The 14850-nt window shown below is 71.0% G+C and carries 15 protein-coding genes and 1 pseudogene; 9 read left to right on the forward strand and 7 right to left on the reverse strand.

Annotation, left to right across the window (positions count from 1 at the left end):
* The first annotated feature begins 97 nt into the window (after positions 1 to 97).
* Positions 98 to 463, forward strand: a complete 366-nt coding sequence (locus OIE67_RS22630) for a nuclear transport factor 2 family protein (RefSeq protein WP_326643458.1) — start codon at positions 98 to 100, stop codon at positions 461 to 463.
* A 28-nt stretch (positions 464 to 491) separates the two neighbouring features.
* Here the strand turns inward: OIE67_RS22630 and OIE67_RS22635 are convergent, their stop codons facing one another.
* Positions 492 to 896, reverse strand: coding sequence for a VOC family protein (locus OIE67_RS22635; protein WP_326643460.1), 405 nt, complete (start codon positions 894 to 896; stop codon positions 492 to 494).
* 133 nt (positions 897 to 1029) lie between these two features.
* Between OIE67_RS22635 and OIE67_RS22640 the strand changes: the two genes are divergently transcribed.
* Positions 1030 to 1419, forward strand: coding sequence for a hypothetical protein (locus OIE67_RS22640; protein WP_326643462.1), 390 nt, complete (start codon positions 1030 to 1032; stop codon positions 1417 to 1419).
* A 4-nt stretch (positions 1420 to 1423) separates the two neighbouring features.
* On the opposite strand, the gene OIE67_RS22645 is transcribed toward OIE67_RS22640, so the two are convergent.
* From OIE67_RS22645 to OIE67_RS22655, 3 genes are all read right to left on the reverse strand, one after another.
* Positions 1424 to 1942: a pyridoxamine 5'-phosphate oxidase family protein gene (locus OIE67_RS22645; protein ID WP_326643464.1), complete on the reverse strand. Its 519-nt coding sequence runs from the start codon at positions 1940 to 1942 to the stop codon at positions 1424 to 1426.
* A 148-nt stretch (positions 1943 to 2090) separates the two neighbouring features.
* A complete protein-coding gene (locus OIE67_RS22650; protein ID WP_326643466.1) occupies positions 2091 to 4349 on the reverse strand; it encodes a transglycosylase domain-containing protein in 2259 nt (752 codons plus the stop codon).
* A 759-nt stretch (positions 4350 to 5108) separates the two neighbouring features.
* Positions 5109 to 6068 carry a glycoside hydrolase family 16 protein gene (locus tag OIE67_RS22655; protein ID WP_326643468.1) on the reverse strand — a complete coding sequence of 320 codons (960 nt, stop codon included), beginning with the start codon at positions 6066 to 6068 and terminating at the stop codon, positions 5109 to 5111.
* 247 nt (positions 6069 to 6315) lie between these two features.
* On the opposite strand from OIE67_RS22655, the gene OIE67_RS22660 reads away from it, so the two are divergent.
* Positions 6316 to 6735 carry a RidA family protein gene (locus tag OIE67_RS22660; RefSeq protein WP_326643470.1) on the forward strand — a complete coding sequence of 140 codons (420 nt, stop codon included), beginning with the start codon at positions 6316 to 6318 and terminating at the stop codon, positions 6733 to 6735.
* Between the two features lie 52 nt (positions 6736 to 6787).
* Here OIE67_RS22660 and OIE67_RS22665 read toward each other — a convergent pair whose 3' ends face one another.
* A complete protein-coding gene (locus OIE67_RS22665; protein ID WP_326643472.1) occupies positions 6788 to 7933 on the reverse strand; it encodes an aromatic ring-hydroxylating oxygenase subunit alpha in 1146 nt (381 codons plus the stop codon).
* A gap of 203 nt (positions 7934 to 8136) precedes the next feature.
* On the opposite strand from OIE67_RS22665, the gene OIE67_RS22670 reads away from it, so the two are divergent.
* From OIE67_RS22670 to OIE67_RS22685, 4 genes are all read left to right on the forward strand, one after another.
* The gene (locus OIE67_RS22670) at positions 8137 to 9213 is read left to right on the forward strand and encodes a hypothetical protein (protein ID WP_326643474.1); all 1077 of its coding nucleotides are present in this window, start codon (positions 8137 to 8139) and stop codon (positions 9211 to 9213) included.
* 219 nt (positions 9214 to 9432) lie between these two features.
* A complete protein-coding gene (locus OIE67_RS22675) occupies positions 9433 to 10485 on the forward strand; it encodes an aldo/keto reductase (RefSeq protein ID WP_326643476.1) in 1053 nt (350 codons plus the stop codon).
* Between the two features lie 25 nt (positions 10486 to 10510).
* The gene (locus tag OIE67_RS22680) at positions 10511 to 11545 is read left to right on the forward strand and encodes an SDR family NAD(P)-dependent oxidoreductase (RefSeq protein WP_326643478.1); all 1035 of its coding nucleotides are present in this window, start codon (positions 10511 to 10513) and stop codon (positions 11543 to 11545) included.
* Between the two features lie 148 nt (positions 11546 to 11693).
* Positions 11694 to 12656 (forward strand): hypothetical protein, encoded by a 963-nt coding sequence (locus OIE67_RS22685; RefSeq protein ID WP_326643480.1) that lies wholly within the window; start codon positions 11694 to 11696, stop codon positions 12654 to 12656.
* Here OIE67_RS22685 and OIE67_RS22690 read toward each other — a convergent pair.
* Complete coding sequence (locus tag OIE67_RS22690) at positions 12642 to 13223, reverse strand: TetR family transcriptional regulator (protein ID WP_326643482.1); 582 nt, start codon at positions 13221 to 13223, stop codon at positions 12642 to 12644. The two genes, OIE67_RS22685 and OIE67_RS22690, sit on opposite strands and share 15 nt — an antisense overlap.
* 351 nt (positions 13224 to 13574) lie before the next feature.
* On the opposite strand from OIE67_RS22690, the pseudogene OIE67_RS55525 reads away from it, so the two are divergent.
* Positions 13575 to 13721, forward strand: a pseudogene (locus OIE67_RS55525) (alcohol dehydrogenase catalytic domain-containing protein); the annotation flags it as partial.
* A gap of 283 nt (positions 13722 to 14004) precedes the next feature.
* The gene (locus OIE67_RS22700; protein WP_326645436.1) at positions 14005 to 14373 is read left to right on the forward strand and encodes a zinc-binding dehydrogenase; all 369 of its coding nucleotides are present in this window, start codon (positions 14005 to 14007) and stop codon (positions 14371 to 14373) included.
* A gap of 30 nt (positions 14374 to 14403) precedes the next feature.
* On the opposite strand, the gene OIE67_RS22705 is transcribed toward OIE67_RS22700, so the two are convergent.
* Positions 14404 to 14832, reverse strand: a complete 429-nt coding sequence (locus tag OIE67_RS22705) for an ester cyclase (RefSeq protein WP_326643486.1) — start codon at positions 14830 to 14832, stop codon at positions 14404 to 14406.
* Positions 14833 to 14850 lie beyond the last annotated feature (18 nt).

Genomic DNA, 14850 nt, shown 5'->3' on the forward strand with positions numbered 1-14850 from the left:
GTTCAGGCGCTTTCCGGCACGAATTCATGGCTTGCCCGGCGGCCGGGCGGCGCTCATCGTAGAGGCAACGATCCTTACCGGCAGGGGGATGATCGGCATGTCCGACGACGAGGTACGCCACCTTTTCCAGACCGTCGACACGTTCGACCCGGACGCGTTCGCGAAGTTGCTGGCCGAGGACGCCACGATGGTGTTCGGCAACGCCGAGCCGCTGGTGGGCCGCGAGGCCGTCGCCGACGGGCTGCGCGCGTTCTACGCCACCATCGGGGGCCTGCGGCACCGGATCGTCAGGCACTGGCGGGTCGGTGCGGACAGCATCGCCGAGACCGAGGTCACCTACCACCGGCTCGACGGCAAGGACGTCAGCGCCGCCGCCGTGACGATCTGGCGCACCCGCGACGACGGCCTGATCTCGGACTACCGCATCTTCATCGACCTGGCACCTTTGTACGCGACAACCTGAGGGCCTTGGCCGGCGGCTTCGGGCGTCGTCAGGCGAAGTCCGCCGCCGTCATGCCGGGCGGATGGCCGGGCGGCCACTGGACCAGCTCGATCCGGTAGCCGTCGGGGTCGGTCAGCCACGACGTCCAGAACCCCGGGCCCAGCTCCGCCGGCGGCTCGGCCGTGACGCCCTTGGCCGCGAGGCCGGCGATCGTGGCGTGGAGGTCGTCCACCTGGATGACGAGGTGGTTGACGGCGCCGGTGTCCTTGACCGGCCTCGCGGGATCGTGCACGAGTTCGAGGCTCACGTACGGGTCGCCGGGCAGCTTGAGCATGGTCAGGCTGCCGAACCCCGTCTCCGGGACCCGGCCAAGCTCGGCGTAGCCGACGGCGGTGTAGAAGGCGAGCGAGCGGTCCAGGTCGGTGACCCGCAGCCCGAGGTGCAGCATGCGCATGCCCGGCAGGCTAGGGGCCGACCGGCCGGGATGGGGCAGCGAATCGCGATAAGTCCGGCCGATGCCCGGCTGCCGCCCTGTCCTGCCTTGTCGCCTCCACCGAGAATCGGGATTCCACCAGGAGGAGGCTGACATGGCATTCACAAGATCGACGGGACGCCGGCCGGTCGTCGTGCTGGGCGCGGCCGCCGTGCTCGGCACGGTCGTCACGCTGCTGACCGGCGGAAGCGCCGCCGCCAGCGCGAGTACGAGCACCAGTACGGGTACGAGTGCTGCGGTCGCGCTGGCGGTCGCCTGCAGCGACGGCTCCATCCCCCGCGACTACTACTTCGACTCGTCGTACAACAACCCCAACGCGTGCCTCAAGTGCCAGGCGGCGGGCGCGGTGCTGGAGGCCACCGGCAACTGGCGGGCCTTCTGCAAGCGCCGCTACAACCCGGCCGGCACGCTCACCCGGGTGGACCTCTACCGCTTCTGCCTCGTCTGCCGGAGCCCCGAGGCGGTCCGCGCCGGCCGCCCGTGACGGGTCAGGAGACGAGTTTCCCGAAGTCGGGGGCGTACACGGTCATCCAGTGGGGACGCAGCCGGAAGTAGACCACGTCCTTCTCCCAGTCGAAGGCGTCCTGGCCGTAGTGGTCCTTGAAGTAGGCGAGCAGGTCCGGCCAGTCCGCGGCCGGCTCGCCGTCACGGGGGTTGAGGATCTCGGCCTCTCCGTGGGTGAACACGCCCAGGTCCTCCCCGAGCAGGTACGCGGCGCTGGCGGCGGGCCTGGCCGCGAGATGGCGGGCCTTGGCCGCGTCGCGCGCGGTGCCGAAATGCCATCTCCCGTGCAGGAAGTGCCCGTCCACGCCGCTGATCCGCGGCTCGCCCTTCGCCGTCACGGTGGACAGGGCGAGGGTCCGCATCCCGGTGAGCACCTGGGTGAGCTGCTCGGCGGTCAGAGTGCTCGCGCCGCCGATGATCGAGCGGAGATGCGGGGTGGAGCGGGCGAGAGAGGCGTCGAGGAGGGCTTGCAGCTCCTTGAGCTCTTCCGGCGTTTCGTGCATCGAGGTCCTCGTCGAGTCATGGCCGGCCCTGGTGGCCGGGCGTCGGTGTCCATGCTCGACCGAAAACCCGACACCTCCTGTCATCTTTCCGCGCGCCGTGTCCGGACAGCCTCAGCCACCCTGGGCAGCCTCAGCCGTCTGGGCGGCTTCAGCCGCCCTGGGGGCCGGAGGTCGGTGCCGTGCCGGTCCCGCCTGAGTCGCCTGTGCCGCCCGTGCCGCCTGAGTCCCCGGTGTCGCCGGAATCGCCGGTGCCGCCCGAGTCGCCGGTCCCGCCGGAATCGCCCGTACTGCCGGAATCGCCGTTGTCGTTCAGCGTCGGGTCGCCGTCGTCCCCGAGCGGGTCCTCGTCGGACGTGCCCGTGTCGCCGCCGTCGTCACCGCCGTCGTCGACGGTGCCGTCACCCGGGTCGCCGGCGCCGCAGGAGGGGTCGCCGGGGCAGGCCGGATCGGTGCCGAAGTCGTCGCCGCCGGGCTCGTCCGGTTCCTTGGTCGGCTTGGGCTCCGGCTTGTTCACCAGGTCGTGCGGCTCGCCGGCGAAGGCGGGCGCGGGGAACGGCTCGACCGGCTTGCCCTCCATCGCGAGCGTCATGAAGTCGCGCCAGATCTTGGTGGGCGTGCCGGCACCCTGGATGTTCCCGAGGGAGACCTCCTTGGGCAGCGGGTAGCCGTTGGCGTCCTTGAGGATCTTCTTCGTCTTCGGGTTGCGCTGCGGGACCTCTTTGTACATCCCGACGGCCGCGGACAGTTGCGGGGCGTAGCCGACGAACCAGGCTTCCTTGTTCTCGTTGTTGGTGCCGGTCTTGCCGGCGATCGGCCGGCCGCCGGGCAGCGCCGTGCCGGCCGCGGTGCCGTTCTTGACCACCTGCTGCATCGCGTACGTGGCGTCGGCGGCGGTGTCGGGGCTGATGACCGTGGCCGGCTTGCCGGCCTCCTGCAGGACGGTCTTGCCGGTGTACGCCTTGACCGAGATGACCACGTGGGCGTCGTGATGGACGCCGCCGTTGGCGAAGATGCCGTACCCGGCGGCCTGCTCGACCGGGGTGACCAGGCCGGCGCCGATGGACATGCCGTAGGCGTGGTCCTTGATGGCCAGGGCCAGGTCCTTCTTGTCGATCCCGGCGCCCTCGGCGATCTTCTCGACCTCCTCCAGGCCGACCTCCTGCGCCATCGTGGCGAACGCGGTGTTCACCGACTGGGCAGTGGCCTTGTCGATCTGCACGGCCGCGCCGACGTCGTGCGAGTTGCGGATCGGCTTGGTGCCCGGCAGCGTGACCGGGCCCTTGCCCGACACGAAGCTCTTGAGGCTGTAGCCGCTCTCCAGCCAGGCGGCCAGCACGTACGGCTTGAACGCCGACGCGGCCTGCTTGTTGGCGTCGAAGGCGTTGTTGGTGAAGCTCTTGAGATAGTCACGGCCACTGTAGAAGGCGATCACGCGGCCGTTGCGCGGGTCCACGGCGGCCATGTTCGCGCGGATGTTCTTGTCGCCGATGGCGTCGAGGTTGCTCTCGACCGTCTTCTTCGCGGCCCGCATCAACCTCTTGTCGAACGTCGTCGTCACGCGGTACCCCTCGGCGCGCAGGCGCTCGCGGGTGATCCCCCGCCGCTCCAGCTCGCGCTGGACGATGTCGACCATGTAGCCGTTGATGCCCTTGAGCGTCTCCTTCTTGTCCGGCCTGGCGAGCTTGGGGAACTTCGCCGTGGTGCGCAGCGAGCCGTACTTCGCCGGGTCGACGACGCCCATGCCGTCGATGACGTACGCGAACCGCTCCTTCGTCGGCGCGAAGTTCTTCTTCGCCTCCGCCGCGTCGAACGCGTCCGGGCTCTGGATCCGGCCCGCCAGGTAGGCGGCCTGGGCGGGAGTCAGCTTCTCCACGTCCCGGTCGAAGAACGCCTGCGCGGCGGCCTGGATGCCGTCCGCGCCGCGGCCGAAGTAGATCGTGTTGAGGTAGTTGGCCAGGATCTCGTCCTTGGACATCTCCTTGCCCGCGCGGATGGCGACGAAGATCTCCTTGACCTTCCGCTGGATCGTCCGCTCCTGGCTGAGGCCGTCGTAGTAGCCGCGGGCCATCTCCTGCGTGATCGTCGAGCCGCCCTGGACCTGCTGGCCGGTCACCGTGCTCCACACCGCACGCGTGATGCCCGACACCGAGATGCCAGGGTCTGTCCGGAACGTACGGTTCTCCGCGGCGATGAAGGCGTCCTGGACGTGCCGGGGGATCCGGGAGATGTCGACGATCTCGCGCTTCGTGCCCAGGCGGGCGATCTCGGTCTTGCCGTCCCGGTAGTAGATGATGCTGCCCTGCTCGATGGCCTGGTCCTGGGTCTCGTCGGGCAGCGGCGTGTTGGCGTACGCGACCATGATCATGCCGAACAGGCCCGCCACCAGGACGGTGACGCCGACCACCACGATCTTCCAGCTGGGGACGAAGCGCTTCCAGCCGCTGCGGCGCGAGCCGCGCCGCCCCGCCGGCTCGTCCCGCCCACCGGGACCTTCACCGCCGGGACCACCACCGCCGGGACCGCCGCCAGGGCCGCCACCGCCAGGGCCCTGCCCACCAGGACCGCGGCCACCTGGACCACCGGGACCCTGAGCGCCCTGAGCACCGTGACCAGCCGGACCGTCGCCGCCGGACCCGCCCGGCCTCCTGCGACCGCTCCTGCGCCGCCGCGTACCCGGCTGCGCGTCGGGTGGGGCTTCCGACGGGACGCCCGATGGAGCGCCCGGCTGGGGAGCCGGCCGCTCGGCATGGGCGGAGAAGGGCTCGCCGGGCGCGCCGCCCTCGGACGGGCGCTGACGTCTCCCCGGTCGAGCCGACGCGCGGGCCCGCCCTCCGGTGTCCCGAGGGCGGCCGGTCGGCTCCGGGCCGTTGCTGCTGTAACTCACGGGTCCTTTTCGATCATCCGGCGACATGGTCCACGACGTCTTCGGCGGCGGAACGCGGCCCGGTCAGGCGCCGCCGCCCCGGGCTCACGGAATGGACCGTGCCCCCGGAACCGGTGGCGAGGTGCCGTACCGGTTCGGCGGGTCGCCTGTTCCGAGGACGAAGGAGACCAAACAGATGTCTCTAGGATAACTCTGGCAGACATTTACCACTCTGACGCGTTATTTCTCCGTATTCGCGCCCTGAGCCGCCTGTCCGCCGGACCCTCCTCGCAGGTCAGGACCTCAGGAGATGCGCGTACGACCCATCCAGACATTGCGCGCATGGAAGTACGTGTCGCCCGCCGGGCCCGGCTGTGCCGGCCAGTCCTCGTCGTCGGGGCCGTCCAGGTCCGACGCCCATGAGCCCATCTGGAGGTTGATGATGAGGTACTGCGGGACGCCGGCCCAGCCCTTGCCCCGGTGCGTCGCCACCCATTCGAGCTGACCGCCCGTGGTGCCGAGGTAGTAGTCGCACATCACGTCCGGGCCGTCCTTGTACAGCCAGACGCGGTACTTGCGGAACGCCTGGTACGGGTCCGCGACGGGCACCGGCGCCCGCGTGACGAAGGCGTCGCCGTCCTGGGTCTCGCCCGGGTCGCCGCTGGAGGTCTTGTTCCAGGTGTTGAACAGGTTGGTCGAGTCGCCCACGTACTCCAGGATGTCGCTCTCCGGCGGCCAGTTCGGCTCGGTCCCCGTGGTCCAGAACGCCGGCCAGACGCCCAGCCCGGTCTGCGTCCTGAACTCGCCCTCGATGTCGTACTCGGGGAACTCGTCGTCGACGACGATCTGCTCCTTGGCGTGGATCGCGCCGGAGCGGTACCACAGCGGGGCGTGGGGCGCGTGCGCGCTCTCCCCCGCCGGCGCGGACAGCCTGGTCGCGGTGAGGGTCAGCACGCCCCCGGAGAGCGAGACCTGGCTCGCCTGCATCAGCGCGGCGCCGTTGTGGGTGTCGGGGTCGCCGTCCCAGGGGTAGAGCAGGTTCCACTCCTTGGTGAAGTTCGTCCAGCTGTTGAAGGACGACTTCTCGATGAGGTTCTCCCAGGTCTCGGCGGCGCGGCCGGCGCGGGAGGCGGCCCGGGCCCTGGCGGCGTCGCGCGCCTCGGCGGAGGCGGCCCGCGCACCGGCCGCCATTCCCAGAGTGAGGCCGCCGACGGCGGCGGCCGAGGTCAGCAGGCGGCGCCGGTTGATGCCGTGCTCGGACATGTCCGTCCTTCGTCCCGCGTCAGGGGGCGGTACGGGACTTCACCCACGGGTGCCTCGCCACCGACAGCCCTCGCCCAAGTCAGTGATCATGGTCAAGCGGCATCAGTATGCCCGACCGGATCATGATCCGCGAGAGGTGATCACCGGGCGATCGGCGGTACGGCGGCCAGCGCGAAAATGGAGGGCCGAAACCCCGCCTCATCGGCTAGGTTGTGGCTGCCTTCGGACGAGACGGAATGGAGCGCATATGAGCAGTGGCGTCACATTGATCAGGAACGAGCGGCTCGCGGAGGTCGAGTACGCCTACGCCGCCGTCGCCGACGCGCCGGTGCGCTCCATCTGGGTGGCCGGGGCCTGCCCCCTCGACCTCAAGGGCGAGACCGTCGCGGTCGGCGACTACGCCGGTCAGACGCACCAGGTGATGCGCAACCTGGTGACCGCGCTGGAGGAGGCGGGCGCGGCGCTGACCGACGTCGTCAAGACCACCGTGTACGTGGCCTCCTCCCAGCAGAGCGACCTGGTCAAGGCCTGGGAGGTGTATCGGGAGTACATGGGCGAGCACGACGTGCCCAGCACCCTGCTCGGCGTGACCGTGCTCGGCTACAGCGACCAGCTCGTCGAGGTCGAGGCCGTCGCCGTGCTCGCGGCCCCGCCGGCGTCCGGCTGACCTCACCCCGGCGTCCGGCTGACCCGCCTCGGCCGTCGTGGGCCCGTGTCGGTCAGGACGGCCGCCCGAGTTCACGCCCGTAGGCGTCCAGGACGAGGCCGTGGAAGTGGTGGACGGCGTGCTCGGACAGGCCCGAGCCGCCGGGGTCGTACACGATCTTCCCCTGGGTGAAGGCGGGGGTGCGCATCCCGCGCTGCACGCTCTCCACCAGGGCGATGTCCTCCACCTGCAGCACCTCGTCGATGTAGCGGATGCTGTCCAGCTCGGCCGCGTCCGGCTCCGCGGTCTCCAGGTAGAAGTCCCAGGTCTCGCGGGTGCGTGCAGGACCGTCGGGGATGATCTGCAGCACCATGAAGTTGCCGCGGCCCGGATAGCGCAGCAGGCAGGTGTTGGGCCACAGCCACCACACGGCGTGCTCGGTGACCGTCGCGCCCGACACGTCGTAGGCGGAGTTCGCCGCCTGTCCGGCCTGGGCCATGTGGCTGGACCAGATCCCGTGCGTGGTGACCCGGTAGGTGCTCATGTCCACCAGCGAGACGAAGTCCTTGTGCGCCACGTGGCAGTGGTAGCACTCCAGGAAGTTGTCCACGACGTTCTTCCAGTTGGAGGCGATGTCGTAGGTGAGCCGCCGGGCGAGGGTCAGCTTGGCCACGTCCGGCGCCCGCGCCGTGATCTCCGCCTCCAGCCCCGCGGCCTGCGCGCCCAGCGGGGCCGCCTCAGCGTCGAGGTTGACGTACACCATGCCGCCGAACTCGGTGACCTGGATCCGGTCCAGGCAGACGCCCGAGACGTCGAAGCCCGGCATGCCGCCGGTGTTCCTGGCCCGCCGCAACCGGCCGGTCAGGTCGAAGTTCCAGGCGTGGTACGGGCACACGATGCTGCGCCGCACCCCCGAGCCGGACAGCAGCTCGTGCGCCCGATGCTTGCACACGTTGTAGAAGGCCCGCAGCGTGCCGGCCTCGTCGCGGACGGCCACGATCGGCAGGCCGGCCACCGTGCCCGTCACGTAGGCGCCCGCCTCCCGCAGCAGTTCCCCGTGGCACAGCCACTGCCACGTGCGGGCGAAGATCGCCCGCCGGTCGACGCCGAACCAGGCCGGATCCGTGTAGGCGTCGGCGTGCAGCGACATCGACAGCGCGGGGTCGGGGTCGTAGCCGGCGCGGATGTGGTCGAAGGCGGGGCTCGCGTCCGGTGTCACCGTACCTCCCGTGCGGGCGCCGGACGCGTGCGCGGACGGCATCCGGGCGTTCCGGTCAGAAGGAGACTAAACAGCCGGGCTGGGCGCGTTCAAGCCCTCGGGGAGTCATCGGCCCCGCGGTTTCGGTGACATATCCGGCCGGACCGAATACGGTGTGTCGTTGACGATCGGCCACAGCCCGCCAGCCCCCCGGGAGTCTGCTCTTGCGTACCGCAGCCGCGATCCTCTCCTTCGTCCTCGCCCTCACCCTGCCACCCGCCGTCCCGGCCGGCGCCGCCCCCGCCGCGATCCCCGCGCCGGCCGCCGCATCCGCGTCCGTCTCCGGCTCCCTGGCCGGGTTGCCGGGCGGGAAGTCCACGTTCGTCGTCTCGCAAGGGCATCTGAAGGCCTCGTCGCGGCAGAACTGGCTGCGGCTGGGCAGCTACCGCTTCGCCGCGAACGGCACGGTGAGCGCCTCCCTGTACCTGTGGTGGCAGCGCAACCCGAAGGCCAGGCAGCGCACCGGCACCAGGCCCGACCCGAGCTGCACCACCAAGGCCGGCGGTGTCGCCTCCAAGCCCCGGGCCTGCGAGGTGCTGACCGCCGGCGGCTTCACCGGCGCTCCCGACGAGAGCCGTACCGGCACGTACAGCGTGGCGGGCGACGTGCTCACGATCCGGTGGAAGATCGCCCAGAAGTGGACGGAGCAGTGGAACGTGCGGCGCTCGCCGGACGGCAAGCTGGCCCGCCTCGACCTCAGGAGCAGCACCCTGGCCACGCACGGGTACGGCTACGGCAGCAACGCCGCGCTCGGCACCCGGCGCGCGATGACCTCGGTCAAGGCGTTCCCCGGCTCGCTGCGGCAGGACCTGACGAGCTGGGCCAGCGGCAAGATGGTCAGCTCACGTAACCAGCCGTTCGGCCACTCCGCCTTCCGCGCCTGCGCCGCCACCACGTCGTGCCTGACGTACCTGCAGCCGTCCTCGCGCGGCGCGTGCCAGAAGTCGGGCGGCTGCCCCAAGTACGGTGGCGGGACGCGCGCCAACGTCAGCTCGATCCAGTACTACCTGACGATGATCTCCAAGACCGACCGCCGCGACACGCTCTGGCACTGGTGCACCTGCCTGGCGATGGAGCGCGGCCAGTTCTGCTACACGGGCAACTCGCACGTCAAGCCGCTCATGCAGATCATCGACGACTCGGGCGCCTTCCGCGGCTGGGTCGGCGCGGAGGCGTCCTTCTCTACCGGTTCCCGGGCCTCGGACATGCTGGCGGTGCTGCGCATCTCCGACTTCCGCTGACACCGGGCTCGCCCGAGTTCCCACGCCGCACGGCGGGCGCGAAAACGCGCGCCCGCTCTTCGTCATGCCCGGGGTGTGCTCCGTCACGTCTCTCCCTCGGACTTGCTTAAGCGGAACAGCATTCCGTATAGTTCCGGAGAGGCGTTCCGTTTCGGGTTCCAGCGTACGGCATCCATGCGGTCCGCCCGGTATTTCCCTCTCACCTCAGGAGACATCCGCATGCAGTACCGCACTCTCGGCGGAACCGGCATCCAGGTCAGCCCCTACGCGCTCGGCGCGATGATGTTCGGTGGCGTCGGCAACCCCGACCACGACGACTCGATCAAGATCATCCACCGGGCCCTGGACGCGGGGATCAACTTCGTCGACACCGCCGACATGTACTCGAACGGCGAGTCCGAGGAGATCGTCGGCAAGGCGCTCAAAGGCCGCCGCGACGAGGTCGTGCTGGCCACCAAGGCCCGCTTCCCGGTGAACTTCAACCCCCGCGGCGGCACGGCCTTCGTCCCCAACCGGTCGGGCGCCTCCCGCCGCTGGCTGATCCGCGCCCTGGAGGACTCGTTGCGCCGCCTGGGCACCGACTACATCGACCTCTACCAGATCCACCAGCCCGACCCCGACACCGACATGGAGGAGACCCTGTCGGCCCTCACCGACCTGGTGCGGGCCGGCAAGGTGCGGGCCTTCGGCACCTCGTCCATGCCGGCCTCCGACATCGTGCGGGCCCACTGGACCGCCGAACGGCGCGGCCTCCTCCGTCCGCGCACCGAGCAGCCGCCGTACTCGATCCTCAACCGCGGCATCGAGCGCGAGGTCCTGCCCGCCGTGCAGGAGTTCGGCATGGGCACCCTGGTCTGGAGCCCGCTCGCCGGCGGCCTGCTCACCGGCCGCTACCGCAAGAACCAGCAGAGCACCGCGCATCGCGCCCAGTTCGGCTTCCGGCACCTGCAGGACGAGCGCCGCCTGGACGCCGTCGAACGGCTCATCCCACTCGCCGAGGAGGCCGGGATGCCGCTGAACCACCTGGCCATGGCCTTCGTCATCGCCCACCCCGGCGTCACATCGGCGATCATCGGGCCGCGCACCATGGAGCACCTGGACAGCTCGCTCGCCGGGCTCGACGTCACGCTCACCGACGACGTCCTCGACCGGATCGACGAGATCGTGCCGCCCGGCACCGACATCGGCCGGCTCGACATGGCCTACGACACGCCCGCCGTCCTGCGGCCGGGCCTGCGCCGCCGGCCCGCCGCCGAGCGCGCCGCCGCCTGACAGCCGCCACACGAAGGGCTATCTCATGACTCATCGGCAACATCCCCTCGGTACGGGATTCACCGCCGCGTCGACGGCCGACGAGGTGCTCAAGGGCATCGACCTGTCCGGCACGAACGTGGTCATCACCGGCGGGAGCGCCGGGCTCGGCCTGGAGACCACCCGTGCGCTCAGCGGCGCGGGGGCGTCCGTCACCGTGGGGGCGCGCGACCCCGGCCGCGCCGCCGCCGCGCTGGCGGGGATCGAACGCGTCGAGATCGACCGGCTGGACCTGCTCGACCCGGCCTCGATCGACGCCTTCGCCGCCCGCTACCTCGATTCCGGCCGGCCGCTGCACGTCCTGATCAACAACGCCGGCGGCAGTACGGGCGGCCGGGTCGTGGACGCGCGCGGTTACGAGTCGACGTTCGCGACCAACCATCTCGGGCACTTCCAGCTGGCCCTCGGCCTGCGGCCCGCGCTGCGTGCCGCGCACGGGGCCCGGGTCGTGAACGTGTCCTCCGGCGCCCACCGGCTCTGCGACATCCGCTGGGACGACCCGCACTTCACCACCGGCTTCGAGGGTCACATGGCGTACGGCCAGTCCAAGACCGCCAACGTGCTCTTCGCCGTGGAACTGGACCGGCGCTGGTCCGGCGACGGGATCCGCGGTTACGCCCTGCACCCGGGCATCGTGGTCGCCACGACCCTGGCCCACCTGTCGCCCGAGCCCGCCGGGGGCGGCCGGAAGAGCGTCCCCGGCCTGTTCGACGAGGACCAGTTGCGGGCGCAGCGGCTCATCGACGACGCCGGCCGGCCGATCATCGACCCCGACCGGGAGAAGAAGACCCCGCAGCAGGGGGCCGCCACCATCGTGTTCGCGGCGGCCGGCCCGCAGCTCGCCGGGATCGGCGGGGTCTACCTGAAGAACAGCGACATCGCACCGCTGAACGACACGACGTCGGTCACCACCCTCGTCGGCGACGAGCAGGTGGTCGTGACCGACGTCGCACCGCACGCCATAGACCCCGCGTCGGCGCGACGCCTGTGGGAACTGAGCGAGCAACTGCTCAAGGCGTGACCGACCCGCGCACGTCGCGCGAGGCGTGGAGCATCCGCGCACGAGCGGTCGCGCGGGGCGGGAGTGAGTGCCACTCCCCCGTGCGGGGGAACCGTCCTGGCGCGTGCGGGGGATGGCGGGACCGGCCGTGGCCGCGAGACTCGCGATCATGAGAGTACGTGCCGCGAGCGGCGCCCCCACGCTGCCACGCCGCGCCGCCGGGTACGCCGCGGCCGGGGCGATGTCCCTCTACCTGCTGGTCAAGGTCGTCTGGATCGCTCTGGCGGTGCGGCACGGCACGGCCGACTGGGTACTGCTCAACGCGGTCACGGTGGTGATGGCCCTGGCCGGGATCGGGCTCGGGCTGGCGCTGGCGCAGCCGTGGGGGATGCGGTTGCCGGCCTGGCTGGTGGTTCCCGTCGTGTGGATCTCGGGTGGCTTCCTGGTGTCCATGCTCCCATACCTGATCGTCAGCAGCCTGCTGGCACCGAGCACGCCCGAGCCGGCGGGCGAGCCGGGCCTGCCCGCCTGGGAGACGGTGTTCATCGGCGCCGGATTCCTCGGCATGGCGCTGGCGCTGGTCGTCGGCCTGCCGCTCTACCTGCGCGATCGATGGCCGTGGGCCTTCGCCGGCCGGGCAGCCGACCGGGCTTCCGGCCGGGCATCCGACGGGGCAGCCGACCGGGCAGCCGTCGGGGCCGGGGCGGGGGCCCGTACCCGGTGGACCACGGTGGCGCCCGCGGCGCTCGCCGTGCTGTGGACCTACTGGGCCGCGGGCGGAACCGCCGGCCTCGACCCGTCGGCGCCGCGGACGGAGGGCGCCGACGCCAGGCTCCTCCTCGCCGACAGCGCGCTGTGCGCGGTGTGCGGCGTCTGGAGCCTGTGGGCGCTGAACGGGCGGGGCGGCGCGCGGACCCCGTCGTGGCTGCCCATGGCGCTGGGGTTCGTCGCGTCGGGGTCGTTGTTCGCGTGGGGCGCGTGGAAGCTGCTCTGGCTGCTGCCACCCGGGGTCTACCAGCCGGCCGAGTACCGCTGGCTGGCGCTGGCCGAGCATGTCGTGGCCGTGGGGGCGGGCCTCGCCATGGTGATCACACTGGTACGAAGCACCCGCCCGGCGTCAGCGAGGTTGTGACCGGGCTCCGGGCACCAGCACCGCGAGGCTGGACAGCACGGTTTCGATCACCGTCGTCAGGTCGGTGTCGTCGTCGCCTGCCAGCCACCGCTGGTAGGCCGTACGGAAGACCTGGACCCCCGCGCCGGCCGCGAGCTCCGCCACGTCGGGGTCGATCCCGCGCCGGCGGAGCGCGTCGCCGAGCCCGGCGGCCACCTGGTGCTGTTTCACCAGCTCGCGTTCCAGCAGGCGCGGGTTGGCCGCGATCATCGCGTTGCGCCGGTGCTGGCTCTCTCGCGAGCCGAGCCGTCCCCAGTCGAAACCGGCCAGGGTCCGGGTCACCGCCCGGAGCGGCTCCGAGACGTCGGCGGCCTGGAGGAGGTCGTGGACGAGCGTCTCCTTGAGCGCGTCGGCGTCGGCGAAGAGGACCTCCTCCTTGTCCCGGAAGTATCGGAAGAAGGTCCGGGTGGTGACGCGGGCGCGTTCCGCGATCTGGACCGCGCTGGTGTCCTCGAACCCCTGCTCCTGGAACAGCTCCAGGGCGGCCTGCTTCAGCCGCTCTTCGCTGCCGTGCTCCCACCGAGGCATGGGCGCCAAGATACCCGTCTTGATGACGCGACGTGACACCACATCCGCGCCGGTCACGGCATCGCGGTCGGGTCCGACCCGGACGGACGTGTCCGATGTCACACGGCACCAGCTGATGTCACGACGCGACATCACTGTTAGAGTGATGTCGCATCGAGACAACAGAAGGAGGGGGTCGCCATGACCGGCAGCCCGAGCGGAACGAGGATGCCCACGGTGCGGCGCATCCAATATCACCGCTTCGGCGGCCCCGAGGTCCTGCGGCTGGAGGACTTCGAGCCGCCGCGACCAGGCCGCGGCGAGGTCCTCGTCCGGGTGAAGGCGGCGGCCGCCAACGCGATGGACTGGAAGATGCGCAACGGCGAGATGCGCCTCATGACCGGCCGCGCCTTCCCGCGCGGGGTCGGCAACGACTTCGCGGGCGTCGTCGAGGCGGTCGGCGCGGACGTCACCAGGCTGAAGCCCGGCGACGAGGTGCTCGGCGGAACGAGTCTCAAAGGGGCGGGCGCGTTCGCCGAGCTGGTCCTCGCCTCGGAGCGGACGGTGGTGCGGAAGCCGGCGGAGCTGTCGTACGAGCAGGCCGCGGCACTCCCGGTCGTCGGGGTCACCGCGTACCAGGCCATCCTCGGGAAGGGAAAACTGCGACCCGGGCAGACCGTCTTCATCAACGGCTGCCTGGGCGGCGTCGGCCGGGCCGCCGCCCAGATCGCGCTGATGTCCGGCGCCTCGGTGGCCCGGCAGCTGCCGGGCCACCGCCGCGAAGGAGGCCCGCGAGCTCGGTATCGACCCGACCGTCGAGTTCGGCTTCGACCCCGCACCGCTCGAAGGGCGCTTCGACCTGGTCTTCGACACCGCCGGCACGCTCTCCGCCACGGCGGCCCGGCTGCTGCTGAAGCCCGGCGGCCGCATCCTGGACATCGTCCCCACGCCGGTGAAGTTCGCGCGCAGCGCCCTGCCCGGGCCGTACAAGGTGCTGATCGCCAATCCCAGCACGAACGACCTCGACGTGGTGACCCACCTGGCCGCGCAGGGAGGGCTGCGGATTCCGATCGCCCGTACCGTGCCGCTCGCCGACGCGATCCCGGTGCTCACCGAGCTCGAACGCCACGGCACCCCCAAGAACGGCAAACTGATCGTCACCGCGGGCTGACCGCCGCATCGCTCGCGGCGCGCGGCCTTATCAGGCCGGTATGGCGCCGAGCTGCTTCAACTGGGAGAAGACGTCGACGACCCCCCACAGCTCGGCGATCCTGCCGTCCTCGAAGCGGGCGATGAAGATCTCGCCGTACGTGACGGACCGGCCCGTCGGCTCCATGCCCCTGAACTCGCCCAGGTGGGTTCCGGTGACCGTGTTCCTGGAGACGACCTTGTCACCCTCGGCGATCACGTCCTCGACCGTGACGCGGATGTCGGGGAACGCGCGAAGGAGCACCTCCCACACCTGTTTCATCGCCTGCGGGCCCGTCGTCCCCATCGGCACCGGCGCGTGGAACAGCACGTCCGGCCGGACGAGGTCGTCGATCGCCTTCGCGATGAGCTCCGCGTCACCGCCGTTGACGACCTCGTGAAAGCGCTGGAACGTCGCTCTGTTGCTGTCTGACTGGGTCATCTGCCTTCTCCCTCAACG

Origin of the sequence: Nonomuraea fuscirosea (assembly GCF_035917475.1) — a bacterium.
In the GTDB taxonomy this organism is placed as follows: domain Bacteria; phylum Actinomycetota; class Actinomycetes; order Streptosporangiales; family Streptosporangiaceae; genus Nonomuraea; species Nonomuraea fuscirosea.